This window comes from Acidobacteriota bacterium, from assembly GCA_004299485.1.
Taxonomy (GTDB): domain Bacteria; phylum Acidobacteriota; class Terriglobia; order Terriglobales; family SCQP01; genus SCQP01.
The window spans coordinates 67,166-91,166 of the sequence record SCQP01000012.1 but is presented as its reverse complement, the minus strand read 5'-3'; the positions used below and the strand labels follow the sequence as shown (position 1 = coordinate 91,166).

25 protein-coding genes and 1 tRNA gene are annotated in these 24,001 nt (G+C 66.7%); 21 read left to right on the top strand and 5 right to left on the bottom strand.

The window, feature by feature from the left end:
* Positions 1-14: 14 nt before the first annotated feature.
* On the top strand, positions 15-1,577 hold the full coding sequence (locus tag EPN33_08530; GenBank protein TAN22303.1) for a DUF4382 domain-containing protein: 1,563 nt from the start codon (positions 15-17) through the stop codon (positions 1,575-1,577).
* Between the two features lie 223 nt (positions 1,578-1,800).
* On the opposite strand, the gene EPN33_08525 is transcribed toward EPN33_08530, so the two are convergent.
* Positions 1,801-2,808 (bottom strand): YncE family protein, encoded by a 1,008-nt coding sequence (locus EPN33_08525; GenBank protein TAN22302.1) that lies wholly within the window; start codon positions 2,806-2,808, stop codon positions 1,801-1,803.
* A 99-nt stretch (positions 2,809-2,907) separates the two neighbouring features.
* On the opposite strand from EPN33_08525, the gene EPN33_08520 reads away from it, so the two are divergent.
* From EPN33_08520 to EPN33_08510, 3 genes are all read left to right on the top strand, one after another.
* On the top strand, positions 2,908-3,243 hold the full coding sequence (locus EPN33_08520; protein TAN22301.1) for an ArsR family transcriptional regulator: 336 nt from the start codon (positions 2,908-2,910) through the stop codon (positions 3,241-3,243).
* Positions 3,240-3,698 (top strand): SRPBCC domain-containing protein, encoded by a 459-nt coding sequence (locus EPN33_08515; protein TAN22300.1) that lies wholly within the window; start codon positions 3,240-3,242, stop codon positions 3,696-3,698. The genes EPN33_08520 and EPN33_08515 overlap by 4 nt, the downstream gene beginning before the upstream one ends.
* Before the next feature lie 18 nt (positions 3,699-3,716).
* Positions 3,717-3,802: transfer RNA gene (locus tag EPN33_08510), tRNA-Leu, on the top strand.
* 57 nt (positions 3,803-3,859) lie between these two features.
* On the opposite strand, the gene EPN33_08505 is transcribed toward EPN33_08510, so the two are convergent.
* A complete protein-coding gene (locus EPN33_08505; GenBank protein ID TAN22299.1) occupies positions 3,860-5,374 on the bottom strand; it encodes an ATP-dependent DNA helicase RecQ in 1,515 nt (504 codons plus the stop codon).
* Between the two features lie 120 nt (positions 5,375-5,494).
* On the opposite strand from EPN33_08505, the gene EPN33_08500 reads away from it, so the two are divergent.
* Genes EPN33_08500 through EPN33_08470 form a run of 7 tightly spaced genes read left to right on the top strand, consistent with a single transcriptional unit; the run spans position 5,495 to position 10,529 of the window.
* Entirely contained in the window at positions 5,495-6,094 is a 600-nt protein-coding gene (locus tag EPN33_08500; GenBank protein TAN22298.1) for a sigma-70 family RNA polymerase sigma factor, read from the top strand.
* The gene (locus EPN33_08495; protein ID TAN22297.1) at positions 6,091-6,894 is read left to right on the top strand and encodes a HEAT repeat domain-containing protein; all 804 of its coding nucleotides are present in this window, start codon (positions 6,091-6,093) and stop codon (positions 6,892-6,894) included. The genes EPN33_08500 and EPN33_08495 overlap by 4 nt, the downstream gene beginning before the upstream one ends.
* Positions 6,895-6,896: 2 nt before the next feature.
* Entirely contained in the window at positions 6,897-7,751 is an 855-nt protein-coding gene (locus tag EPN33_08490; protein ID TAN22296.1) for a hypothetical protein, read from the top strand.
* Positions 7,752-7,787: 36 nt separating this feature from the next.
* A complete protein-coding gene (locus EPN33_08485) occupies positions 7,788-8,636 on the top strand; it encodes a hypothetical protein (protein ID TAN22295.1) in 849 nt (282 codons plus the stop codon).
* Positions 8,637-8,692: 56 nt separating this feature from the next.
* Positions 8,693-9,925 carry a DNA polymerase gene (locus EPN33_08480; GenBank protein ID TAN22294.1) on the top strand — a complete coding sequence of 411 codons (1,233 nt, stop codon included), beginning with the start codon at positions 8,693-8,695 and terminating at the stop codon, positions 9,923-9,925.
* Between the two features lie 32 nt (positions 9,926-9,957).
* Positions 9,958-10,143: a type II toxin-antitoxin system VapB family antitoxin gene (locus EPN33_08475; protein ID TAN22293.1), complete on the top strand. Its 186-nt coding sequence runs from the start codon at positions 9,958-9,960 to the stop codon at positions 10,141-10,143.
* Positions 10,140-10,529: a PIN domain-containing protein gene (locus EPN33_08470; GenBank protein TAN22292.1), complete on the top strand. Its 390-nt coding sequence runs from the start codon at positions 10,140-10,142 to the stop codon at positions 10,527-10,529. Before EPN33_08475 ends, EPN33_08470 begins: the two co-directional genes overlap by 4 nt.
* Here EPN33_08470 and EPN33_08465 read toward each other — a convergent pair.
* Positions 10,501-11,889, bottom strand: coding sequence for an amino acid permease (locus EPN33_08465; GenBank protein ID TAN22291.1), 1,389 nt, complete (start codon positions 11,887-11,889; stop codon positions 10,501-10,503). The genes EPN33_08470 and EPN33_08465 overlap by 29 nt on opposite strands.
* Positions 11,890-11,933: 44 nt before the next feature.
* Here EPN33_08465 and EPN33_08460 point away from each other — a divergent pair, with 44 nt between their 5' ends.
* Positions 11,934-13,073, top strand: a complete 1,140-nt coding sequence (locus EPN33_08460) for an MBL fold metallo-hydrolase (protein TAN22290.1) — start codon at positions 11,934-11,936, stop codon at positions 13,071-13,073.
* A gap of 12 nt (positions 13,074-13,085) precedes the next feature.
* On the top strand, positions 13,086-14,696 hold the full coding sequence (locus EPN33_08455) for an NAD(P)/FAD-dependent oxidoreductase (GenBank protein TAN22289.1): 1,611 nt from the start codon (positions 13,086-13,088) through the stop codon (positions 14,694-14,696).
* Here the strand turns inward: EPN33_08455 and pstS are convergent.
* Positions 14,693-15,679, bottom strand: coding sequence for a phosphate ABC transporter substrate-binding protein PstS (gene pstS, locus EPN33_08450; protein ID TAN22288.1), 987 nt, complete (start codon positions 15,677-15,679; stop codon positions 14,693-14,695). The two genes, EPN33_08455 and pstS, sit on opposite strands and share 4 nt — an antisense overlap.
* A 22-nt stretch (positions 15,680-15,701) precedes the next feature.
* Entirely contained in the window at positions 15,702-17,051 is a 1,350-nt protein-coding gene (locus EPN33_08445) for a hypothetical protein (GenBank protein TAN22287.1), read from the bottom strand.
* A gap of 371 nt (positions 17,052-17,422) precedes the next feature.
* Between EPN33_08445 and pstC the strand changes: the two genes are divergently transcribed.
* Genes pstC through EPN33_08405 form a run of 8 tightly spaced genes read left to right on the top strand, consistent with a single transcriptional unit; the run spans position 17,423 to position 23,963 of the window.
* Complete coding sequence (gene pstC / locus EPN33_08440; GenBank protein ID TAN22360.1) at positions 17,423-18,331, top strand: phosphate ABC transporter permease subunit PstC; 909 nt, start codon at positions 17,423-17,425, stop codon at positions 18,329-18,331.
* Positions 18,328-19,164, top strand: coding sequence for a phosphate ABC transporter permease PstA (pstA, locus tag EPN33_08435; protein TAN22286.1), 837 nt, complete (start codon positions 18,328-18,330; stop codon positions 19,162-19,164). Before pstC ends, pstA begins: the two co-directional genes overlap by 4 nt.
* Positions 19,161-20,282, top strand: coding sequence for a hypothetical protein (locus EPN33_08430; protein TAN22285.1), 1,122 nt, complete (start codon positions 19,161-19,163; stop codon positions 20,280-20,282). Before pstA ends, EPN33_08430 begins: the two co-directional genes overlap by 4 nt.
* Before the next feature lie 44 nt (positions 20,283-20,326).
* Positions 20,327-21,073 (top strand): phosphate ABC transporter ATP-binding protein, encoded by a 747-nt coding sequence (pstB, locus tag EPN33_08425; GenBank protein TAN22359.1) that lies wholly within the window; start codon positions 20,327-20,329, stop codon positions 21,071-21,073.
* 9 nt (positions 21,074-21,082) lie between these two features.
* Entirely contained in the window at positions 21,083-21,760 is a 678-nt protein-coding gene (phoU, locus tag EPN33_08420) for a phosphate signaling complex protein PhoU (protein TAN22284.1), read from the top strand.
* Entirely contained in the window at positions 21,757-22,449 is a 693-nt protein-coding gene (locus tag EPN33_08415) for a response regulator transcription factor (GenBank protein ID TAN22283.1), read from the top strand. Before phoU ends, EPN33_08415 begins: the two co-directional genes overlap by 4 nt.
* A 34-nt stretch (positions 22,450-22,483) precedes the next feature.
* On the top strand, positions 22,484-23,383 hold the full coding sequence (locus tag EPN33_08410) for a TIGR00266 family protein (GenBank protein ID TAN22282.1): 900 nt from the start codon (positions 22,484-22,486) through the stop codon (positions 23,381-23,383).
* The gene (locus EPN33_08405) at positions 23,373-23,963 is read left to right on the top strand and encodes a hypothetical protein (protein ID TAN22281.1); all 591 of its coding nucleotides are present in this window, start codon (positions 23,373-23,375) and stop codon (positions 23,961-23,963) included. Before EPN33_08410 ends, EPN33_08405 begins: the two co-directional genes overlap by 11 nt.
* Positions 23,964-24,001: the final 38 nt, after the last annotated feature.

The following is a 24,001-nucleotide window of genomic DNA, read 5'->3' as shown; positions in this document are numbered from 1 at the left end:
CTTATGTCAAGACAATGTCTGGACCAGAGCCCCCGCGCGCCGGGCATCAGAACGGGAAGAAAATACCGGATTGGCAGCGCCCGGTCCTACCCGGCAGGAAGCTAAGTGTATGTGTTTGCAACAGTTGTAGGGTGGCTACTGACGTGCTCAGAAACTCCGGGGGGATGAGAATCGAGATGATTATGAAAACGAGTTTGCGGATTTCCTTGCTTGCTTTGGCCGCGGTTGGGCTGGCGGCTGCCGGTTTGGCAGCGTGCGGCGGCGGCGGCAGCAGCGCGACCACAGTCACTCCTACGGTGACCAACGTGACCCTCAGTGATCCTGCGGCCTGTCAAGGCCCCAGCGGTCCGTTCAGTCACGTCTACGTCACCATCACCGACGCCGAAGCCTCCACCAGCGCCAGCGGCAACGGCGGCTTCGTCGACCTCACCCCCTCGCTGAAGGCTGGCCCGCCCATGCAGGTGGACCTGCTTGGCCAGGCCAACAACCAGTGCTTCCTCGCCACCTTGGGCTCGACCACCGAGCTCCAGCCGGGCAACTACCAGCAGCTCCGCCTTATCCTCGCCAGCAATACCACCACCGTGGCCGGCAATAAGTGCGGCAACGCCGGCGCCAACTGCGTCGTCCTCAACAACGGCACGGTCGCAGCGCTCGATCTCTCCAGCGAATCCCAGACCGGCATCAAAATCCCGTCCGGCCAGATCGCGGGCGGCCAATTCACCGTCGCCGCCGGCCAGACCAAAGACCTCAACATTGACTTCGACACCTGCGATTCGCTGGTGCTCGAGGGCAACGGCCAGTACCGCCTCAAGCCGGTACTGCACGCCGGCGAAATCGCGACGACCTCCACCTCCATCAACGGCACCGTCGTCGATAAGGCCACCGGCAAGCCCGTCACCGGAACAACTTTGGTGGCGCTCGAGCAAAAAGACTCGGCCGGCGTCGACCGCATCTTCATGACTACCACCACCGACGCCTCCGGCAACTTCGTCTTCTGCCCCGTGCCCGCCGGCAGCTATGACGTGGTGTCCACCGCCATCAGCTCCGCCAACGTCATCTACGCCGCTACTGTCACCACTGGCGTGAGCGTGGGCACGGCGGTGGGAACTATCGACCTGGTCGCCGCGCAAGCACCGGCCAGCATCACCGGCGTCGTCACCAGCAGCTCCGGCACCGCAGCCGTGCCCGTGGACTTGACATTGTCGGCCCTGCAGAGCGCTAGCGCCACGCTGCAGTTCACCGTGCCGCTGGTCGAGCAGTCCAGCGGGACCGCCTCGCTCGCCACCACCGCCGGCGCCACCTGCGCCGCCAACACCGACTGCGCCTCGTACACTCTCGCCGTACCCGGCGCCGCGCCCAACGTCGGCGCCTTCAGCGCCAGCGGCACCACCTGGACCGCCGCCTCCAGCGCCGCCTACTCCGTCGAAGCCGACGCCTTTGTGCCCTCTTCCGGCGGTACGCCCGATTGCACTCCGGCCACCCAGACGGCTACCCAGACCACCGCGGCAGTCGCGCTCAATCCTGGCCCTGGCATCAGTGTGACCGCCACCACCCTCACCTTCACCGGCTGCCAGTAACGCAGTTGTCCCACGCACGACCGGGCTGGGGATCCCAGGGGGGGCCCCAGCCCGGTCGTGCGTTACGGCGGGGTAAACGACTTGGCGGCAGCTTGGAGGAGCTCTCAGCGCCAGCGGGCGGACCCTGCCGGCAATCGAAGCCCGCACTCCAAGCGACCCACGGGAGCGACCAGGGCAAAAAGTGGCGAGCCACTACGGGCGCAGCCGCGCCAGCCAATCGCCATCAGGGCCGCACGGCGTAGGTACGCACTTCCTCGGCCTGGCCGTGGCGGCCCCAGATGCCCAGATAGAGCCGGCTGAGCTCCGGCAGAAACAGCGAGGTACGGCCTCCGGGCGCGGTCGGCACTTCAGCCATCACGCGAAATGATCCGGAGGCTTGCCGCGCAATCACTGTGATGGCGCCGCCGCCGCCGGACACATACAGCCGCTGGCGCGCGGCATCATACCAGGCATCGTCCGCCCGTTCCACGCAGCGAACACGTCCGACAATCGCGCCGGTCTCCGTATGCAGCACCAACACCTCCGCCGGCTCTCGGCAAACGACGAACAACAGGTGATCGCGCTCATCGAGCGCCATGGGAAAATTCCCGCGCGCGCCGTGCAAATGCCACAGGGCGATGACCTTGCCCTGGCGCCGGTCGATGACCGCGACCACGTTGCCCGCGGAAGGCAGATTGACGAAGATGCGCGGACTCAATGCCGCCACCGCGAACGCTTCCGGGTGCGCCGGCAGCGCGATGGTCGCCATCCGCTCGCCCGTGGCGGCGTTCAATTGCGCCAGCCCGGCGCTGCCGCGATCGCCGAAGCCCACGAAGACACTGTGGCTGGCGCGATCGTAGCGCGTGTCATCGGCATCGCTCCCCAGCCGCACCACCCGCAACAGCCGGTAATGTGCCCCATCAAAAACGTGTACCGTTCCGTCGGCGCCACTGGCCACGAACAGGCGTCCCGGCACCGGCGCGTACGTGACCCCTTGCGGTTCGCCGATGCCCCGCAGCGTGTGCAGGTGGCGCAGGGTGCGGAGGTCGAAAATCTCGACGGTATCGTTCCCCAGCGCGCTCATGAACAGCCGCCCGCCCTTCACATCCGCCGCGAAGTGATCGATGCGGCCGTGGATGCCAGGCAAGCGCAGGGCGGCAATTTCCCGCAGCACAGGCGCTTGCGCCCGCGGCGGCGTACCCAGTCCCGGTCCCAGCCCCAAAGACAGCAGGAAAGCAAGAAGCAGGCTCACAGCTCACCAGTGTAGTGGAACCTCGCCCGCAAGACCACGCCCCCCTTTGCGGCAACTTGGCCGTTGACATATTCCTATAACAGAATATATAGTCTTCGCATGGCCCGCGCCACTACCACCTCGGATGCCTTCAACGCTGTCGCTGAACCGCGCCGGCGCGACATTCTCGCCCTGCTGGCGCTCGACGAGCGTCCGGTGGGCGCGATCGTCGACGCGCTCGGGCTGGAGCAGCCTTCCGTCTCCAAGCATCTGAAGGTACTGAAAGCGGTTGGCCTGGTGCAGGCCCGCCGCGAGGGCCAGCACATGTACTACCGCACCAACGCGGCCGCCCTTCGCCCGCTGCACGAATGGACCGGCCGCTTCGAGCAGTTATGGCAACACCAACTTCTGCGCGTCAAAGAGCGCGCCGAGGATCTAGAAAGGAAAAAACCATGATCACCGACGCACCCGTAACTCTCTCCGACCACACCGTCACCATCGAACAGGAAATCCGCGTGAAGGCCTCACTCGAGACGACCTTCGCCGCCCTCCTTGAACAGCTCGGCCCCGGCTTCGCCACCCCCAGCGGCGAATCGCTGCGGTTGAAAATCGAGCCTTGGCCCGGCGGCCGCTGGTTCCGCGACTTCGGCAACAACCAGGGCCACTTCTGGGCCACCGTCCAGGCCATCAAGCGCCCCACGCTGCTGGAATTAACCGGTCCGCTGATGATGTCGTGCGCCGTCACCAACAACATCCAGTACCGCCTGAGCGAAGAGAACGGCGTAACGCTCATCAAATTCCATCACTACGGATTTGGCATCGTTCCCGCCAGCCGCCAGGCCGACATGAGCCAGGGCTGGAGTTTCCTGCACGACGCCATCCAGCGCCGCGCCGAAGCCGGTATACAGTAGAAACCGGGCAGCGCCCCCGCCCGGGTGGCGAAATTGGTAGACGCACGGGACTTAAAATCCCGAGTGGCGCAAGTCACGTGCCGGTTCGATTCCGGCCCCGGGCATATTTTCGTAGCGGCGCCTGCAGCTCGTCCGCATCGCCGCGCCGCTCGCAGCGCCGGCTACTCACTCGCCGATCGCGAAACACCAAGTACTCCCAGCACCGCTTCGCCGTAGCGGGCTACTTTGACTTCGCCAAAGCCGGTGATTTGCCGCAGTTCGCCCAGCGAGCGCGGCGGACAGTGACACAGCGCCTCCAACGTGGCGTCGTGCAGCACCATGTAGGCCGGCAGCCCGGCGGCGTGCGCCGTCTGCCGTCGCCAGGCCTTCAGCGCCTCCAGCAGATCCGGCCGCGGGGGCGGCGGCACGGCTGGCGGGATTACGACGTGGGCGCTGGGCTTCGCGGCCGCAGTCCAGTACTCCGGCTCATAGCCGCACACGTCGCAGGCGCCGCAGCTCGCCAAGGTCCAGCGTTCGCCGAAATGGGTGCAGATCTGCCGATGCCGGCACGCCGGCGCGGTGACGAAGTTGCGGATTTCATGGAACCGCTGCCACACCCGTTCCCGCTCGTCCGGGTCTTCGGTCTCCTGGGCAAAGTGCGCCAGCAGCCCGGCATCGCGCTTCTGCCACAGCAGCAGGCAGTCCGCCGGAGCGCCGTCACGCCCCGCGCGGCCCGCTTCCTGGTAATACTGCTCGATCGACTTCGGCAGCGCCAGATGGATCACCGCCCGCACGTTGGCTTTGTTGATCCCCAGCCCAAAGGCGAGCGTGCCCACCAGCACCCGCACCTCTTCTTCCATCCAGCGCTCCTGATGCGTCCGCCGCGCGGCCGCCTCCATTTTGCCGTGATACGGCAGCGCCGCAATCCCCGCCCCCGTCAGCTCCGCCGCGGTTTCCTCCACGCGCGCGATCGTCGGGGCATAGACAATGACGCTGCCCGAGCTCGCCGCCTGCAGTAAATGCCGCAGGCTGGCGTACAGCAGCGCCTTTTGCCGCACCGCCGTGCACTGCCGCGCCACGTAACGTAAATTCGCGCGATGAAAGCTGGCGATGACTTTTTCCGGGTCGCGCAGGTGCAATTGCGCCAGAATGTCGTGCCGCACCCGGCGCGTCGCGCTCGCCGTAAACGCCGCAATCGGCGGCTCCGGAAAGCGCGCCCGCAAGGCCCCGAGCTGGCGATACTCGGGCCGGAACTCGTGCCCCCACTCCGAAATGCAGTGCGCCTCATCGATGGCGAACAGCGAAATCGGAATCCCTTGCAGCCAGCCAAAGGTGTCCTCGCGCGCCAGCCGCTCCGGCGATATATAGAGCAGCCGGTACTTGCCCGCCTGCAACCCCCGCCGCACCGCCACCTGCTCGCTCCCGCTCTGGCTGCTGTTCAGCATCGCCGCCGGAATGCCCACTTGGCCAAGCTGCGCCACCTGGTCCTGCATCAGCGCCACCAGCGGCGAGATCACCACCGCCGTCTTGTGCGCCTGCAGCGCCGCCGGAAGCTGATAACACAGCGACTTCCCGCCCCCCGTCGGCATGATGACGCAGACGTCCCGGCTGGCCATCAGGCTCGCAATGACGCGCTGCTGCAAAGGACGAAACTCTTCGTACCCCCAGTACCGATGCAGCGCCTCCTGTGCTTCCATGCTGCTTCACTTTACCGCGTAACCTATTAGCGGATTCACGGTACTTGGGGATATGGGAAAGGGGAGCCGACCAGCGGGAGGCGTGGGGCGTAGCCCCGAGCACAGGCGGCGCGAGCCGCGATGGCGGATGTAATCTTCATGCCGATGACGCTCGTGCACGCAAGGGCCGAAGACAACCCCACGGACACCGACGATGCGGTGATGTGTCGTGTCCAGGCGGGCGAGGTGCAGGCGCTGGCGCTCCTGTTCGAGCGCCACCAGACGCCGCTGCTCAACTATTTTTTACGCTTAGGCGCGGTCCGGGCCGCCGCCGAGGATTTGGTGCAGGACGTTTTCGTCCGCATCCTCAAATATCGGGCGACCTACCGCCCCGGCAGCCGCTTTGCCACCTGGATGTACTCCATCGCCCGCAACGCCCGCCTGAACCACCTGCACAAGCGCCGCGGCGAAACCGAGTGGGACGACGTCTACGCTCCCTCGGTACTGCCCGGCGACTCGGCCCAGGCAGAGCAGGAGCGCGTGTTGCTCGAGCGCGCCCTGGCGCGTCTGCCGGAAGACAAGCGCGAAATTCTGGTCCTGGCGCGCTATCAGGAAATGAAGTACGAAGACATCGGCGCACTGCTCGGCTGTGAGACCAATACCGTGAAAGTGCGCGTCCATCGCGCCCTGCGCGAACTGCGCGAACACTACATGTTCTTGTCGAATCGAGGTGTTTCATGAACGCGATCAACGATTGCGAGCGGGCCGCCGGCCTGTTGGCGGAAGCGGGCGATGAAGACAGCCGGCGCTGGCTGCGCGAGCACTTGGCGGCCTGCGCCGATTGTGCCGCCATGGCTGCGCTCTGGGAGAAGATGGGCACCCTCCCGCCGGCCGATCCCGATCCCCGCCAGCGCGAACGCTTCCAGCAAATGCTCGACGCCTACGAAGCCGGCATCGAAGCGCGCGTGCCCCGCCCGCAAGCTCGACACCGTTGGTCGGCCTGGAGCTTCCAGCCCGGCCTGGCTCTCGCCGCCGTCGTGCTGCTGGTCGCCGGCGTAGCCGGTGGCTGGTTCCTGCGCAGCGCGCGCGCGCCCGGCGCGACCGAGGCCCAGCAGATGGCCGAGCTGCGCAACGAAGTCCAGAGCACGCGCCAGATTGCCGTGCTCTCGCTGCTGCGGCAGCAATCGCCCAGTGACCGCCTGCAAGGCGTCAGCTACAGCACCGGCCTGGTATCCACCGATCCGCAGGTGATGGACGCACTGCTGCATTCTCTTAAGTACGACTCCAGCCCCGGCGTCCGCCTGGCCGCGCTCGATGCCCTCAGCCGCCACGCCGCCCTGCCGCAAATTCAGCACGGCCTGGTCAACGCCTTTGCCTTCCAGACCTCGCCACTGGTGCAGGTCGCCCTGGTCGATAGCTTTGTCGAAACCGGCAATCCCGAAGCCAAAAACCTGCTGCAGCAGATCAGCCGGAACAAGCAGTACGAACCCGAAGTGCGCAAACGCGCCGCCTGGGGACTGGCGCAACCGGAATGGAACTGACCATGACTCAAACTCAATTGCGAACCAAACTCCTCGTCGCCGCAGGCCTCGCCTCCGCCTTCCTGCTCACCCTCAGCGCCGCTCACGCACAGGACTATCCGGTGCGCCTGCCCGACCATGTGAGCACGCAGACGTTCGCCCTCGGCGCAACGCCCTTCGTCAAGCTCAGCAACATCAACGGCTCGATCTCGGTCACCGGCGATGGCGGCTCGCAGGTTCGCCTCGTCGCCACCGAGAAAATCCGTGCCGCCGCCCAGGACCTCGCCACCGAGGCCCAGCGCGAGGTGACGCTCAAGCTGACGCACACCGGCGACAGCCTTAACGCCTATGTCGACGGCCCCTTCCGTGGTCATCGCTGGGAGAACCCCGGCTACGAAGTGACTTTCAACTTCGAGTTGCACGTGCCGCGCGGCGCGAGCGTCGATCTTGGCAGCGTCAACGGCGGTGTGCAGCTTACCGATGTTTCCGGCGCGTTTCACACCCGCACCGTCAACGGCGGCATCCGCATCCAGGGCGTGGCTGGCGCCGGCAGCGCTACCACCGTGAACGGCAAAATCGTTGCCGTGTACGTGGCGCAACCCGCCGGCGACAGTTCCTTCCACACCGTCAATGGCTCGGTCGATGTCACCCTGCCGCGCGGCGTTGATGCACGGCTGCGCTACAAGACCTTCAACGGCAGCATCTACACCGATTTCGACGTCACCCCAGCACCCAGCGACGTGGAAGCCAGCAGCGACAGCCGCGGCATGCGCCTCTTCCGCCACGGCCGCTGGGCGGATGGCCAGATCGGCCATGGTGGACCGCAGCTCACCTTCAACACCCTCAACGGGAGCATATATATCCGCCGCGCCAGGTAAACGTAACCGGCGCGCAACGCGACGATATCAGAAAGCATGGAGACCTTGGCTATGCAAAAGCAATTCAAAATCGACTTGGCGCTTGTGGGGGCGCTGTTGGCAATCTTTTTCCTCACCTGGGCGATGCCCGCGAGCGCGCAAAATCGCATCGTGGTGCCGCTCAGCCATCCCTCCCAGCCCGCCACCCTGCGCGTCACCACCATGAACGGCTCGATCGTCGTCCGTGCCTACAGTGGTAACCAGGTCATCATCGAGAGCAGCGGCGGCGAGCATCACCGCGCTGATCGCATCCCGCCGGAAGCCGAGGGCATGCATCGCCTCAATGGCAACTCCGGCCTGTCGGCCTCGGAAGACAATAACGTCGTCAGCGTGCACACCTCCATCTTCGGCGGCGGCGGCAATCTCGATATCCAGGTCCCGGTCCATACTTCCATGCAAGTGCACAGCATGAATGGCGACCGCGTCGAGGTTGATGGCGTCACCGGCGACATCAGCGCCGAAGACACCAACGGTAACGTCATCCTCAACAACGTCAACGGCAGCATCGTCGCCAGCGCCATGAACGGCCGCATCACCGCCGTCATCGGCCATCTCGACGCCAGCAAGCCCAGTTCTTTCAGCTCCATGAACGGCACCATTGACATCACCCTCCCCGCCGCCGTGCGCGCCGACCTGCGGCTCAAGACCTCGATGGGCCAGATTTATATGGATAACAGCTTCGCCTTCCAGCAGTCCCAAGTCCCAGGATCGGTCTCCGAGCGCAGCAGCAACGGCATGTACCGCGTGCACGTGGACAACACCATCTTCGGCAAACTCAACGGCGGCGGCCCACAAATCCAGGTCCAGAACTTCAACGGCAACATCTACATCCACAAGGGCCACTAGGCGCGGCAGCGTGCGCTACTTCGCTTTTTCTTCGCTTCCGGCGTACAATCTCTCCCATGCAGGGATTGGCCGCCGGGAGCGATTCTTTTAACTGGCTCTTCGTTGATCTGAACGCCTACTTCGCCTCCGTCGAGCAGCAGGATCGTCCGGAGTTGCGCGGCAAGCCGGTTGCCGTGGTGCAGGTGATGACGCCCAACACCGTCTGCATCGCCGCCAGCTACCAGGCCAAGCCCTTCGGCGTAAAAACCGGCGTTAAGGTGCGCGACGCGCAGAAACTGTGCCCCGAGTTGACGCTCATCCTCGCACGCCCCAGGCTTTACGTCGAATATCACCACCGCATTCTGGAAGCGATCGAAACCTGCCTGCCCATCGACGAGGTGCTCTCGATTGACGAAGCCGCCTGCCGCCTGGTGGGCAGCCAGCGCCAGGAAGCAAAGGCGCGCGCACTGGCGCTCGGCGTCAAACGCGCCGTGCGCGGCGTGGGTGAGGTGCTGACCTGTTCGGTCGGCCTCGCGCCCAACCGCTATCTCGCCAAAGTCGCCTCCGACATGCACAAGCCCGACGGCCTGACCTTGCTCCGCCACGCCGATCTGCCGCAAGCGCTGTTCGGCTTGAAGCCGGGCGATCTGCCCGGCATCGGCGCGCGCACGGAAGCCCGGCTGAAAGCCAAGGGCCTTCACACCGTCGAGCAGCTCTGCGCGCTCACGCGGCCGCAGCTCGGCCAGCTCAACGGCGTCTGGGGCGAGCGCCTCTGGCACTGGCTGCGCGGCGAAGACTTCGATGCGCCCTCCTCGGGCCGCCACAGCATCGGCCGCCAGCACGTCCTGCCGCCCGAAAGCCGCTCGCGTGACGCCGCCCTCGCCATCGCGCGCAAGTTGCTCGATTCCGCCGCCGCCGAGCTGCGCAAGCAGGAGCTCTGGGCGCGCGGCCTCGGCGTCGCCGTCAAGTTCCTGGGCGATCGCCCGGCATTTCGCGCCGAGCGCCGCATCGACGACTGCCGCGACAGCTTCGTTTTCCAGGATCTCCTCACCCGCCTCTGGTCGGCCTGCCCGCCGCACAAGCCCCTGCTGGTTTCCGTCTGGCTGGCGGACGTTACCGAATCCTCCCAGCGCACGCCCGGCCTGTTCGAAGAGACTCCCGCCAAATCCACCCGCGCCAGTGAAGCCATGGACACCCTCAATCGCCGTTTCGGCGCCGGCACCCTCTATCCCGCCAGCCTCCACGACTCGCGCACCGCCGCGCGTCGCGGCATCGCCTTCCGCAAAGTCCCTGACCTGGACCAGTTTTGACTTCACCATGCATACGATTTACAGTAGAACGTATGCAGCGGTCAACCTTGAATATCAACCCGGAATTGCTCGATAAGGCGCGCGAGCTGGCGGGCACCAAAACCAAAACCGAGACCATCGAGCTGGCGCTTAGGGAGCTGATCCACCGCTGCCATATCGAAAATCTAAAGGCTATGGCGGGCACGATGAAAATCAAGCGCATCCCGCGTGGACGATGATCTGCGTTGATAGCTCGGTGTGGATCGAGCATCTGCGCGGCGACGTTGAGATTACAAAACACATCAACGCGCGCCTCGATACGCGCGAAGTGCTGCTGCCCGCGCCGGTGCGCATCGAACTGCTGGCGGGCGCCAGCGTCCGCGGGCAAATTTATCTGCGCGACAATCTCTCAACCCTGCCAACGGTCGAGCCGGGCGAACAAACCTGGTCGCGCATGGAAACCTGGTGCGAGCGCGCCACCGCTGCCGGTCAACATTTTCAATGTATCGATCTGCTGATCGCCGCCCTGGCTGCCGAAGCCGATGCCCCCGTCTGGTCTCTCGATCGCGCCTTCGAGCGCATGGCGCGCCTCGGCTTCATTCAGCTCTTCCGGCCGCCAGCCTAACCTCCCGCCGGCGGAAGTAGTACAGCGGAAACACGCACAGCAGCACCACCGCCGCCCACAGCAGCATCTCCTCGCCTGAGAGCGCGATCACCGCGGCGCAAAACACCACCCCCACCGCCGCAAACCCCCGGTCGCGGCCCCGCCCAACCCGCCACAGCGCCAGGCACGAGTAGACGTACAGCAGCAGCGTCAGAATCACCGACACCGCGATCAACTTGCCAAAGGCCTCGCCCAGCGTGGGCGACGCCGCCCCCACCACAGCCACGCTCATGAGCACCCCGGCGATGATCAGGTTCGCCCCCCGCCGCTCGAACACCCGCGGAAACAGCTTGTGTTCCGCCGCCGCTTCCCCCATTTCCGCGGTCAGCAAAATCCAGCCCGCCAGCGTGCCCAGGATCTTCACCAGCGCCATGACGGCGACCGCGGCGGCCAGCCATACCGCCGCCGCTGGACCCAGCAGCAGCCGCGCCGCGTCCGCAAACGGCGCGGTCGAGCGTGCCAGCGCCGCCGCCGGCAGCAGTCCCATGATCACCCCGCAACTGAGCAAGTACACCACTGCCGCCAGCACCACGCCGTAATAAGTCGCGCGCGCCACATTGCGTTCCGGGTTCTTCACAATCGCGGTCGCAATCGATCCGCTTTCGACCCCGGCAAACGCCCAGAACATCAGCACCAGCGCCGACGGCAGCGACCTCCACGCCGGCTCGCCGCTGGTGTTCCATGCGGCAGCGAACGTTGCCCCACGGAATGCCCACACCCCACCCACAATCACCAGCAGCAGCGGAATCAAGCCCACAAACAGCGTCAACGATTCAAACTGGCACACCCGCCGCGCTCCCAGCATGTTCGCCACCGTCAGCAGCCAGATCAGTCCCACGGCCGCAATCGCCAGCGGCAGCGCCCGCGCCAGCACCGGGAAAAAATGCGCCAGATACCCGATCGCTGCCAGCGCAATCGCGGCATCACCCGTCCACATCGCCAGCCAATAGGCTGCGCTGGCATGAAATCCCCACTGCGGCCCCAGGATCCGTGTCACATACGCGGTGGCTCCGCCCGCCGCCGGTTGCTCGCGCCCCAGTTGCCCCAGCACCCGCGCCACCACCAGCGCGCCCGCAGCGGCGATCAGCCAGCCCAGCGTGGTCATGCTGCCGAACTGCGCCAGTGTCGCCGGCAGCAGAAAGATCCCCGAACCGATCATGCTTCCCGCCACCAGCATCGTGGCCAGAAACAATCCCACCCGCTCCCGGCCGGGCTGGGGCTCCCGGGGCCCCCAGCCCGGCCGAGTGCCAAGCGGGCGGCGTGGCGCAGCCACGCCAGGTCCCGCGCCAGTCAATCGTCTGTCCTTGCCTTGTGGCGGCATCCTCGGCTACATTCGCCGTATTGCCCGCCTCTGTCAACCGGTGAATGATGGAACCCCTTAGTCGCCGTCGCTTTTTGCAACAATCCGCACTCGCCGGCGGATCGCTCCTCGTCGCCGGAGCACTCACCAACTCCGCCGCCTCTACCACTGGGCCGCTGCCCGTGCCCGTGGTCGACGAACTGACCATCCGCGAGATTACGGACACCCAGCAGGATATTTTTCTGCGCACCGTCACCAAGCCCGGCCTCGCCGTACACCGCTTCACCGGCGCCGCCGCCGCCGCACGCGGCAAAACCCTCGAGAGCGAGTGGGGCCTTGCCTTACAGCTCGCCTCGCGCGCCGGCGCCGAGCGCCGCAATTACTTGCTCGATTTCGGTTTTACCTCCGACGTATACGCCAACAACCGCGCCCTCATGGATATCGACGTCGCACCCGTCGACGCCCTCCTGCTCAGCCACGGTCATTACGATCACAGCGGCGGCTTACTGGGTTTTCTGCAGACCGACCGCGATCGCATGCGCCCCGGCTTGCGCCTCTACACCGGCGGCGAGGGCAACTTCTGCTGGCGCTACAACCGCAACCCCGACGGAACCTTTACCCCCTTCGGCACGCCCCTCGACCGCAAAAAACTCCAGGCGCTCGACGTGGAACCCGTGCTCTCCGAAGCTCCGCTCGTCGTCGCCGGCCAGGCTTTCACCACCGGCGCCATTCCGCGCGTCAGCTTCGAGCACGTCCTGCCCAATACCTGGGTCGAATACGGTCGTAAGGCTGGGTTGGGCTGCAACCCCTCCGCCTATCACGATCATCACTTCACCGCCCAGGAGCTCGCCGGCTCGCCCGTGCCCGATCAGCACTGGCACGAACAGGCAACCTGCTTTCACCTGCGCAACCGCGGCCTCGTCGTCATCACCTCGTGCGGCCATGCCGGCATTATTAATACGCTGCTGCGCGCCCGCCAGGTCAGCGGTGTCGACAAAATCCACGCTCTCGTCGGCGGCTTTCATCTCGGCCCCGCGCCCGAAGCTTACCTGCGGCAGGAAATGGCAGCCTTGAAAACCTTCACCCCCGACTACGTTCTGCCGATGCATTGCAGCGGCCAGAATTTCATCGACCTCGCCAAGCAGGAAATGCCCGACGCGCTCGTCCTCTGCTGTACCGGCAGCACCTACCAATTCACTTCCTAGCCCATCCAAATCATGGCGAATCCTATCACTTGCGACGTTCTGGTCCTCGGCGCCGGCCACAACGGCCTCGTCTGTGCCGCCTATCTCGCTGCCGCAGGCCTTAAGGTCATCGTGCTGGAGCGGCGCGCTGTCGTCGGTGGCGCCGTCGTCACCGAAGAATTCTTCCCCGGCTTCCGCAACTCTGCCGCCGCCTACACCGTCTCGCTACTGAACCCCAAAATCATCCGCGACCTCGAGCTGGCCAAGTACGGCCTGCGCATCCTCGAGCGCCGCGTCTCGAATTTTCTGCCGACCGCCGACGGCCGCTACCTCCTGGTCGGCGAAGGCCGCACCGCCCAGGAAGTCGCGAAATTCTCGCTGCGCGACGCCGAACGTTTAGCGGGCTACGGCTCACAACTCGAAGTTTTCGCCGCCCTGCTGCGCGAGCTGGTACTGGAAACCCCGCCCAACTTGCCTGGAGGCGGCTGGACCAAAGCCCTGCCCGAGCTGCTGCGCGCCGGCAAGTTCGGCAAGCGCATCTTGCAGCTCGATGCCGCCAATCGCCGCGAGCTGCTGCGTCTGTTCGCCATCTCCGCCGGCGATTATCTCGACGGCTGGTTCGACTCCGACCCCATCAAGGCGGTCTTCGGTTTCGATAGCATCGTCGGCAACTACGCCAGTCCCTACACGCCCGGCTCCGCCTACGTGCTGCTGCACCATGTCTTTGGCGAAACCAACGGCAAAAAAGGCGTCTGGGGACACGCCGTCGGGGGCATGGGCGCCATCACCCAGGCCATGGCCAAATCCGCGGCAGCGCGCGGCGCCGAAATCCGCGTCAGCGAAGCCGTGCATGAGGTCATCGTCGAAAATGGCCGCGCCGCCGGCGCCATCACCGATCAGGGTGCCGTCTACCGCGCCCGCGTCGTTGCCGCCGGCGTCAATCCCAAGCTGCTCTTCAGCCACCTCGTCCCCGCAGGCGCCGTCCCTGCCGATTTCCTCGCCCACATGCGCCAGTACCGCTGCGGCTCCGGCACCTTCCACGTCAACGTGGCGCTTGCCGAGCTGCCCAACTTCCTCTGCCTGCCCAGCGCCGTCATGGGCGATCATCACACCGGCGGCATCATCATGGCGCCCACGCTCCAGTACATGGAGCAGGCCTACTTCGACGCCCGCCGCTTCGGCTGGTCGCGCGCGCCCATCATCGAAATGCTCATCCCCTCCACCCTCGATGACTCCCTCGCCCCCAAAGGCCGGCACGTCGCCAGCCTCTTCTGCCAGCACGTCGCGCCCGTCCTTGCCGATGGCGCCAGTTGGGACGACCACCGCGAAGAAGTCGCCGACCTCATGATCGAGACGGTAACCCAGTACGCCCCCAACTTCAAAGCCGCCGTGCTCGGCCGCCGTGCCCTGTCTCCGCTCGACCTCGAGCGCACCTTCGGCCTCACCGGCGGCGACATCTTCCACGGCGCGCTCACCCTCGACCAGATGTTTTCCGCCCGCCCCGCCCTGGGCTATGGCAACTACCGCATGCCTCTCAAGGGCCTGTACCTATGCGGCTCCGGCGCCCACCCCGGCGGCGGCGTGACCGGTGCCCCCGGTCACAACGCCGCCCGCGAAATCCTCAAAGACCTCCACCGCCACTAGCCTTTGAGCGCTTCCAAATCCACCCGCACCACCGCCGGCGGCAGCGGTGCGTACCCGAGCGCGCGTGCCTGGCTTTGGCCATGAGTCAGCACCCAGGTGACAAATTGCCGCAGCGCGCGCTGATTGCCGGCGTTCGCGGCATTTTTGGGCAGAATCAGAAACGTCAGCCCGGTGATCGGATAAGAGGCCGCGCCGGGTGCGTTCGTGATCGGCGTGCGCAGGTCGCGTTCCAGCACCTTCGCACTCGCCGCCAGCGCCGCCGTCGCCGAGTCCGCTGAGGCTGTGATGAAGTGGCCGGCGGCATTTTCGATCTGCGCCGTGCCGAGATGATTGGTGGTGGCGTAGGAAAGCTCGACATAGCCGATCGTGCCGCGCATCTGCTTCACCAGCCCGCTCACCCCTTCACTGCCCTTGCCTCCGAGGCCGACCGGCCAGCGTACCGCCAGGCCCGCGCCCGTCCGCTGCCGCCACTCGGGACTGACCTTGGCCAGATAGCTCGTGAAGATCGCCGTCGTACCGCTGCCGTCAGAACGATGCGTCACCAGCACCGGAACATGCGGCAAATGCACGCCCGGGTTGGCCGCCGCCAGCGGCGCCGCATCCCAGTAGCGGATTTGGCCCAGATAAATGCCCGCCAGGGCCGCGCCCGTGAGCCGCAGCGGCGCGCGCAAGCCGGGCACGTTATAAATGATGCAGACCGGGCCGGCGCTTTCGGCGATCTGAATTACCGGCGGCATGGTCTTGAGTTGCTCGTCGGTTAGCGCCGCATCGCTGGCCCCGAAGTCGACCGTGCGGTTGCGCACCTGCTCGATGCCGGCGCCGCTGCCGATGGATTGATAGTTGATGCTGACGCCGGGGTGCGCCTGCTCGTACGCCGCCGCCCAGCGCGACATGATGGGATAGATGAAGGTGCTGCCTGCGCCGGTGAGGGTCTGGCCCACCGCGCCCAAGGTCAAAAGACAGAGAAGAAGTGTGGTTTTCATGTTTGGCTCTCGTGACAGAAAATCAGGGAAGGGTGTAGCGCAAATTGACAAAACCCATCACCGCGTGGGCATGGGCGCCATCCGCTGCCGTGAACGGCGTGCGGACGAGATAGGAGGCCTGCGTCATCAATTGCAGCGAGCCGAGCCGGGCCGATTTCCAGAACGTATGGTTGAGCCCCAGCGTCGCTTCCTGCAGGCTGCGGTTCTGGCCGGTGGACGCGCCCGGATACCCGTAGCCCACCGGCGTCGCGCCGGAGAGATCGAAGTTGGGATGAATCGTAAGGCCACCGTAGTAGGCATAAAGTTTGTCGGCGGGATCAAGCGACACCTCCGCGCCCAGCATGCCGCCTTGGCTGAGCACGGGCGACGGCGCGCCGTTCTGCCGGATGATGAGATCAGGCGCCATGCCGTAGAAGTAGCGGCCGCCGCCGTCCCCGAAGAAGCTGGTGGCGAACAGCCGCAGCCCGCCGCCAAACGAGTAAGCGGCATCCGCTTCCACGCCCGCGCCCGCAGCGTGCTGGGTGCGATTGAGCGCCGGATTGAAGACCCGGAATTGGCTTTCCAGACCGGCAACTTCCAGGTGCCAGCCGTGTCCGGCGGGCGCTGAATCGTACGCCACCTTGGCGATGATATCCGGCGTGGTATCGGAGGCGCCAAAGCCGGAGCTGCCGGTGTTGACCTGCTTGGCATACGGACCGCTGTCGCCGCCCGGCAGTGTCACCTTGGGCGCGCCCGAACTGCCGCCCGCATAGGGCTGGCCATTCTCGAACGACAGCCCGAGCGTAAAGTTCGGCGAAGCGTGATAGAGCAGCCGAACCTGCGGCTGCCGCGCCCAGGTCAGACCCACGTGATAGTTGGTGTCCACCGTGCTGCCATAGGCCACGTCCGAGGGCATCGGGGACAGACCAGTCTTGCTGGGTGTCAGCAGGCTCCAGTCCTGCCCCGCCATCAGCTCCCATGCGCCGTGCTGGTAATCCACGAAGAACACCCGCATCCGCATCGTATTGGAGTTGCTGCTCACCGCCACGTTGCCGGGGGCGCTGCCCAGAAAGTCGGTTTCGAGATAGCCGTATAAGTGGCCCGACGGCGCGCTGACCTTGAGCGTCAGGCGCGAGTTCTGGACGCTCTCGCCAAACTCGCTCAGCCGCCCCGCGATGCTGTTGTTCGCGGGGATGCCGGCAAAGTTGGTGCCAATGCCGCTGCCCACCGTGGTGGTGCGATAGAAGAGGGTGAAGTCGATAAAGCCACCTGGGGTGACCTGCATGTCGCCGAGCTTGAAGCCCAGCGGCGAAGCCGGAGTCGATTGCGCGCCCGCCCCCGCCAGCAGCAGCGGCAGCAACAGCGCAGAGAGAAAGAATCGGTGTCGTTTCATAGGCTGGCTTCATCTTGCCCGGCTTGGCTGCCGCGTGCGGTTACAGAACGAAGACAGGACGCGGGGGCCGCGCCGCTGGCACCGTGGTACAAATCGGCGCGGAAGGCCGCGAAATTTACCCAGTGGCGGCCCGCCCCCGGCAAACTACGAGGCGCGGACCCGGCCGGGCTGGGGCTCCCGGGGTCCCCGGCCCGGCTGAGCGTCAAGCGGGTGGCGTGGCATAGCCACGCCAGGCCCCGCGCCAGTCAATCGAGCGGGGGAATATTACAGATCGAAGACAACCGCCCCGGCGCGGCGGCACGGGCGGGTAACGCAGGGATACTGAAGCTGTGAACACCGCCGTTGTCCGTGTCCGCACCCCTTCGGGCCGCCTGCGGCAGGCCTCCTTCACGTGGAGCTTGCGCGTACTGGCGCTGGCGCTTCCCGCGCTTCTGATTGCGCTCGGTATTCAGTTGTATCGCGACTCGCTCGCCTCCCGCCACGCTTTCGGCTGGCATTTTCTGTTCAGCAGCGCCTGGGACCCGGTGTTTCAGCACTTCGGTGCTTGGCCGTTTATCTTCGGCACGCTGTTCACCACCGCCATCGCCATCCTACTGGCGGCGCCGCTGGGAATCGGTGTGGCTATTTTTCTTGCCGAGCTGGCGCCGGCGTGGTTACGGGGACCTTTGGGCTATCTCGTCGAACTGCTGGCCGTGGTCCCGAGTGTGGTTTATGGACTGTGGGGCCTATTCGTGCTGGTCCCCTGGCTGCAACAATCCGCCGAACCCTGGCTGAGCGCCCATGCGGGCGGCCTGGAGCTGCTGCAGGGAGCCCCCTACGGCGTCGGCTATCTCGCCGCGGGGTTGGTGCTGGCGATTATGATCCTGCCCTTCGTGGTGTTGCTCGGGCGCGATGCGCTGCAGGCAGTGCCGCGGGCGCAGCGCGAGGCGGGCTATGCGCTGGGAGCGACGCGCTGGGAGTTGATCACCGGCATTCTTGTACCGGCAGCCCGCTCCGGGCTGGCCGCCGGCGTCCTGCTGGCCATCGGGCGGGCGCTGGGGGAGACGATGGCGGTGGCCATGCTGATCGGCAACAATCCGGCCGCGAGCGGGTCGCTGCTGGCTCCCGGTTACAGTCTTGCCAGCGTCATCGCCAACGAGTTCACCGAAGCCACTTCGCCTCTTTATATTTCTTCGCTGACCGAACTGGCGCTGGTGCTGTTCGCACTGACGCTCATCATTAATCTCGTCGCGCGCGGCTTGATGGTCCGCCTGGCGCGCGGACAAGTGCAGGCCGCATGAGACACGCCTGGCGCCGCGGATCGAACGTAGCCGGCCTCGCCCTGTGCGCGGTCGCGACCGCGATCGTGCTCGCGCCGCTCGCGCTGGTGCTCTATTACGTGTTACGGCAAGGCGTGGGTGCGCTGAGCTGGCAGTTTCTCACCCATCTGCCGGCTCCGCCGGGCCAGAACGGCGGCGGCATGGGCAACGCCATCCTGGGCACCATCGAGATGCTCGCCATCGCCATGCTCATCGGCTTGCCGCTGGGCCTGGCCGCGGCGGTCTATTGCGTCGAGCGGGGAAGGGAACGGCTGGCGCCTGCAGTGCGCTTTGCCGCCGACACGCTCACCGGCATCCCCACCATCGTTACCGGACTGTTCGTCTATCTGCTGCTCGTGGTGCCCATGCACCGCTTCTCGGGGCTGGCGGGTGCGGTGGCGCTGGCGCTGGTGCTGCTGCCGGTCATGATGCGCGCCTCCGAAGAGGCGCTGCGCGCGCTGCCGTCCAGCTACCGCGAGGGCGCCCTGGCGCTGGGCGCCACTCCGGCGCAGGCCTGGCGGCGGGTCTTGCTGCCCGCGGCGCGTAGTGGCCTGGTCGGCGCCGCGCTCACCGCGGTCGCTCGCACCGCGGGCGAAACCGCGCCTCTGCTGCTCACCGCCCTCAACAACTCGCACTGGAATCTGCGCCCGGACCAGCCCATGGCCTCCTTGACGGTGCAGATCTTCAACTACGCCATTTCCCCCTATGATGGTTGGCACCGGCAAGCCTGGGCGGCGGCACTGACCCTGATCGTGCTCATCGTGAGCCTCAGCCTGTGCGCGCGCTGGTGGGGCAGCCGGCAGGAGGTCGCATGACCAAAGGTCTGTCTCCCGCCTTGTTGACTGCCGTGCTCGACCGCCTCGAGGAGGCGGTACTGGTGCTCGATCCGCGTCAGCAGGTCCGCTTCGCCAATGCCGCCGCCGCCCAGCTTCTGCCCCAACCCCGGCGGCTGCCGCTGCTGTTGCGCCGGTCGGCCGAGGTGATGGCCAGCGGCCAACCCTGGAGTGGACGCATGCCCCTGCCCGATGAGCGCACCTTGCAACTCCGGATTTCGCCGCTGGCGCTGCGCGGGGGCTGGGCTGGAGCTCTCGGGGCCCCCAGCCCGGCCGAGCGTCAAGCGGCTGGCGCGGCAGGCCGCGGCTGCCTGGTCAGCGCCCGCGACATCACCGCCGCCGTGCGCCTCGAAACCACCCGCCGCGATTTCATCGCCGCCATCTCGCACGAACTGCGCACGCCGCTCGCCTCCATTCAAGGCTACGCCGAGATGCTCGCGCAAAAGCCCGAACCCCCGGCCGCCGACCGTGCGGCCTGGCTCGCGGTGATTGCCGACAACGCCGGGCGCCTCGCGCGCCTCATCGGCGATCTGGCCACTCTGTCCTCGCTGGAGACGGGCACCTATCCGTTCCACTTTGCGGCGCTGGAGGCGGCAGCGCTGGCCGCGCCCGCCCTGGCCGTGGTCACGCCCCTGGCGCGCGAGCGCGGCGTCACGCTGCGCCAGGGCGCGCTCGGACCGGGGCAAATCCGCGGCGATGCGCCCGCGCTCGAGCGCGTGCTGCTCAATTTGCTCGAGAACGCCATCCTCCACGGCCACTCGCCGGTGGAGACCCATCGGCTGCGGGTCGAACTGAGCGGGGGCGTCCGCCAGGGCGCCTACGAATTCCTGGTGCGCGACACCGGCGCCGGCATCAGCACCCGCGATCAGCCCCGCATCTTCGAGCGCTTTTATCGCGTCCAGCCGGCGCCCGGCCGGTCCGGCAGTGGCCTCGGCCTCGCCCTGGTCAAGCACATCGTCCACGAGCACAGCGGCGAGGTCACCGTCGAGTCCACGCTGGGCGCCGGCAGCGCCTTCCGTGTGCGCCTGCCGCTGGTGGAGCGCGCGAGCCGCTCGGCGCAGCCGAGCGGGGCCCCGCGCCAGGAAAAGGCAGCCTCGTGACCACGCAACCCATCCCCGTCGCACCGCCCGCGGCTACAGCCTGCATGAGTGTGCGCCAATTGGATTTTTTCTATGGCGCGCATCAGGTCTTGTTCGGCGTCGATCTCGAGGTGAAGCGCAACGAAATCCTGGCGCTGATCGGGCCCTCCGGCTGCGGCAAGAGCACCTTCCTGCGCTGCCTCAACCGCCTGAACGAGCTCATTCCCGGCGCCCGCCTCACGGGCGAAGTGCTCCTCGATGGCCAGGACATCTATGCGCCCGGCACCGACCTGATGCAATTGCGGCGGCGCGTCGGCATGGTCTTTCAGCGCCCCAACCTGTTCCCCCTCTCCATTTGGGACAATATCGCTTTCGGCCTGCGCATCAACGGCCTCGCCCGCGGCCGCCGCGGCGAAACCGAACGCATCGAGCAGAGTCTGCGCGGCGCGGGCCTATGGGACGAGGTCAAGGACCGCTTGCGCCGCCCCGCCCTCGCCCTTTCCGGAGGGCAGCAGCAGCGGCTCTGCATTGCCCGCGCGCTGGCCATCGAGCCCGAGATCCTGCTCATGGATGAGCCGGCGAGTGCGCTCGACCCCATCGCCACCGCCCGCATCGAAGACCTGGCGCGCGAGCTCAAGGAACGTTACACCCTCGTCATCGTGACCCACAACCTCCAGCAGGCGGCGCGGCTGAGCGACCGTACCTGCTTCTTTCTCTCCGGCCGCGTGGTCGAGACCGGTGCGACCTCGCGCCTGTTCGCCCAACCCGTCCACAAGGCCACGGAAGACTACATCACCGGCCGCTTCGGCTAAAGTGAATCCATGCCACGTGAGCAATTCCAACGCGAACTCAATGAACTGCGCGATCTGCTGTTGCGCATGGGCGGCCTGGTGGAGACCGCGGTGCAGCACAGCCTGCACGCCGTCCTCGACCGCGAACCCGCGCTGGCGGCGGCGGTGACGCGCGAGCTGGAGCCGGAGATCAATCGCGCCGAACTCGAAGTCGGCGAGCGTGCGCTGCGGCTCATGGCCCTGCAGCAACCCCTGGCCGTGGATCTGCGCTTCGTCGCCGCCGCCCTCAAAATCAGCAACGATCTGGAGCGCATGGGCGACTTGGCGGTCAACATCGCCCAGGGCGCGGAACGCCTGCTGCGCCAGCCCCTGGCGCCGCCGCTGGTCGATCTGCCTCTGATGGCGGAGCGCGCCAACCAAATGCTGCGCTCGGCGCTCGATGCCCTGGTGCCGGGCGATGCCGGCCTGGCGCGGCAGGTGCTCGCCGGCGACGACGAAGTCGACCACATGCGCGATGAAATCTTCGAACGCCTCACGCGCGCCATCGTCTCCCAGCCCTCCCAGGTCGAAGCCAACCTCGGCATGATGTTCATCGCCCGCAACCTGGAGCGCATTGCCGACCACGCCACCAACATCGCCGAAGACGTGATTTTCTGGCTGGAAGGCGTCGATGTGCGCCATCACTCCGCCCCTCCGCCCGTGCCATGAGCTTGCCCGCCCGCATCCTCGTGGTCGAGGACGACGCTGATCTGGGCGCGCTCCTGCGGCTCCAGTTGACCCGCGAAGGCTACGAAGTCGCCCTGAACGCCACCGGCGCGGGCGTGCTCGATCAGGTCGCCACTTGGCGCCCGCAACTGGTGCTTCTCGACCTCATGCTGCCCCAGGCCCACGGCCTCGAGATCCTGCGCGAGCTGCGCCGCCGCCCCTTCAGCCGCGAGCTGCCCGTGCTGGTGCTGACGGCCTTGGGCGCCGAGCCCGACCGCATCCGCGGCCTGGATTTGGGCGCCGACGATTACCTCGGCAAGCCGGTCAGCGCGGGCGAGCTCGCCGCCCGCATCCGCGCCCGCCTGCGCACCGCCGCCAGCGCCGAAGAGGAACTCACCGCCGGCGGACTGCGCCTCGACCTGCGCGCCCAGCGCGCCTATTGCGGCGCCCAGGAGCTGGCACTCAGCGACACTGAATTCCGCTTGCTGGCCTTTTTCCTGCGCTCGCCCGGGCAGGTGTTTTCCCGCCGCCAGATTGTCGACGCCGTTTGGGCGCCGCAGCATTTCATCACCGAGCGCGCCGTCGATGTCGCCATCCGCCGCCTCCGCGCCCGCCTCGCCACCTGTGCTGCGGCCCACCTGCAGCTCAAAGCCGTACGCGGCGCCGGTTACCGCACCGACCTGCCGCGCTGACCGGCGCGAATCGAGAGCGCGTTATAGTCAACCCATGCCCTCCTGCCCCGCCTGCCATCAATCCCTCGCCGCCGGCGACCGCTTCTGCCCCGCTTGCGGCGCCCCCCAGCCCGCTCTCGTGGCCGCTTCTTCCTCATCGGTAACGCCCACCGAGGGCGCCATCGGCGACGCCCGCTATAAAGTTGTCGGCTACGAGATGCAGGGCGCGGTCGTCACCATGGCTCCGGGCCAGAGCGTCATGGCCGAACCCGGCGCGTTGCTCTACATGCGCGGCGACGTGAACATGAACACCGCCATGAGCGGCGGCTTGATGTCCGGCTTCAAGCGGGCGCTCGCTGGCGACTCGTTTTTCCTGGCGCACTTCACCGCCCAGAACGGCGCCGGCGAAGCCGCCTTTGCCGCACCTTATCCCGGCACCATCCACCGCCTCGAGATCGGTGCGCGCGAGTGGCTCTGCCAGCGCCATTCTTTCCTCTGCTGCTCGCCGCAGGTCACGCTCTCGGTCGGCTTCAGCCAAAAGCTCGGCTACGGCCTGTTCAGCGGTGAAGGTTTCATTCTGCAAACGCTCAAAGGTCAGGGCGACGCGCTCGTCCACGCCGGCGGCCATTTCATCAAGCTCGACTTGCAGCCCGGCGAGCAGATCCGCGTCGATACCGGCAGCGTCGTCGCCTTTGACGCTGGCGTGCAGTACACCATCGAGTTCGTGAAGGGCTTCAAGAACCTGCTCTTCGGCGGCGAGGGTATGTTCTTCATCGTCCTCACCGGCCCGGGCACGGTCATTCTCCAGACGCTGTCGTTCGACCGCCTCGCCAGCCGCATCGTCGCCGCCGCCGGCGTGCAAGGTGGCGGGAGCGGCGTCGCCGGCATGGCAGGCGCCGGAGCGCTGGGCGCGATCCTCGGCGGTGTTCTCGGCGGCAATCAGGGTGGCATCTAACCGGCGGTTGGTTCTGCTCGCGGCAGCGGTTGCGCTCGCGGGTTGCTCGCCCGCGCGCACCCGCATCGTGACGTTTCTTCCCGCCGCCGTCCCGCCGCGCGCGCAGCGCGTGAGCGGTTCCTGCTGGACGCACTCTATCGCCGCGCCCGCTCGCCCCGACGCCTGGCGCTGCACCCTCGGCAACCGGATCGAGGACCCCTGCTTTGAAATCGCCGGCGAATCGGACCTGCTCTGCGGCGCCAACCCCGCCGATCCGGCTCAGGCGCACCCCCTGGCGCTTGCCTTGACCCTCCCGCTCCCGCACGAACCGATTCCCGCCCGCATCGCGCCCCAACCCTGGCTCCTCGAGCTCGCCGACGGCGCGGTTTGCCGGCCATTTACCGGAACCCGCCCCCCCGGCCCCGCCGGCCGCATCGGCACCTACGCCTGCTCGGACGGCAGCACCGTATTCGGCCCGCTCGAGCCGCCGCAATCCAACGGCATCTGGCTAGCAGAGGTGGGCCGCGTTGCCACGTCCGCTGCCGGGCCACCGCAGGTGCGCGACCTCCACCAAGTCCCCGTAAAAGCCGCCTGGCGGTAGAGCAAAACCAGCCCCGCTGTAGCCCGGCGGAACAAAGC

Bases quoted from the DNA above. Each gene is read 5' to 3' on its own strand.
- EPN33_08530 (TAN22303.1), top strand. From the start codon at position 15: ATGTCTGGACCAGAGCCCCCGCGCGCCGGGCATCAGAACGGGAAGAAA.
- EPN33_08520 (TAN22301.1), top strand. From the start codon at position 2,908: ATGGCCCGCGCCACTACCACCTCGGATGCCTTCAACGCTGTCGCTGAA.
- EPN33_08515 (TAN22300.1), top strand. From the start codon at position 3,240: ATGATCACCGACGCACCCGTAACTCTCTCCGACCACACCGTCACCATC.
- EPN33_08505 (TAN22299.1), bottom strand. From the start codon at position 5,374: ATGGAAGCACAGGAGGCGCTGCATCGGTACTGGGGGTACGAAGAGTTT.
- EPN33_08500 (TAN22298.1), top strand. From the start codon at position 5,495: ATGGCGGATGTAATCTTCATGCCGATGACGCTCGTGCACGCAAGGGCC.
- EPN33_08495 (TAN22297.1), top strand. From the start codon at position 6,091: ATGAACGCGATCAACGATTGCGAGCGGGCCGCCGGCCTGTTGGCGGAA.
- EPN33_08490 (TAN22296.1), top strand. From the start codon at position 6,897: ATGACTCAAACTCAATTGCGAACCAAACTCCTCGTCGCCGCAGGCCTC.
- EPN33_08485 (TAN22295.1), top strand. From the start codon at position 7,788: ATGGAGACCTTGGCTATGCAAAAGCAATTCAAAATCGACTTGGCGCTT.
- EPN33_08480 (TAN22294.1), top strand. From the start codon at position 8,693: ATGCAGGGATTGGCCGCCGGGAGCGATTCTTTTAACTGGCTCTTCGTT.
- EPN33_08475 (TAN22293.1), top strand. From the start codon at position 9,958: ATGCAGCGGTCAACCTTGAATATCAACCCGGAATTGCTCGATAAGGCG.
- EPN33_08470 (TAN22292.1), top strand. From the start codon at position 10,140: ATGATCTGCGTTGATAGCTCGGTGTGGATCGAGCATCTGCGCGGCGAC.
- EPN33_08465 (TAN22291.1), bottom strand. From the start codon at position 11,889: ATGCCGCCACAAGGCAAGGACAGACGATTGACTGGCGCGGGACCTGGC.
- EPN33_08460 (TAN22290.1), top strand. From the start codon at position 11,934: ATGATGGAACCCCTTAGTCGCCGTCGCTTTTTGCAACAATCCGCACTC.
- EPN33_08455 (TAN22289.1), top strand. From the start codon at position 13,086: ATGGCGAATCCTATCACTTGCGACGTTCTGGTCCTCGGCGCCGGCCAC.
- pstS (TAN22288.1), bottom strand. From the start codon at position 15,679: ATGAAAACCACACTTCTTCTCTGTCTTTTGACCTTGGGCGCGGTGGGC.
- EPN33_08445 (TAN22287.1), bottom strand. From the start codon at position 17,051: ATGAAACGACACCGATTCTTTCTCTCTGCGCTGTTGCTGCCGCTGCTG.
- pstA (TAN22286.1), top strand. From the start codon at position 18,328: ATGAGACACGCCTGGCGCCGCGGATCGAACGTAGCCGGCCTCGCCCTG.
- EPN33_08430 (TAN22285.1), top strand. From the start codon at position 19,161: ATGACCAAAGGTCTGTCTCCCGCCTTGTTGACTGCCGTGCTCGACCGC.
- pstB (TAN22359.1), top strand. From the start codon at position 20,327: ATGAGTGTGCGCCAATTGGATTTTTTCTATGGCGCGCATCAGGTCTTG.
- phoU (TAN22284.1), top strand. From the start codon at position 21,083: ATGCCACGTGAGCAATTCCAACGCGAACTCAATGAACTGCGCGATCTG.
- EPN33_08415 (TAN22283.1), top strand. From the start codon at position 21,757: ATGAGCTTGCCCGCCCGCATCCTCGTGGTCGAGGACGACGCTGATCTG.
- EPN33_08410 (TAN22282.1), top strand. From the start codon at position 22,484: ATGCCCTCCTGCCCCGCCTGCCATCAATCCCTCGCCGCCGGCGACCGC.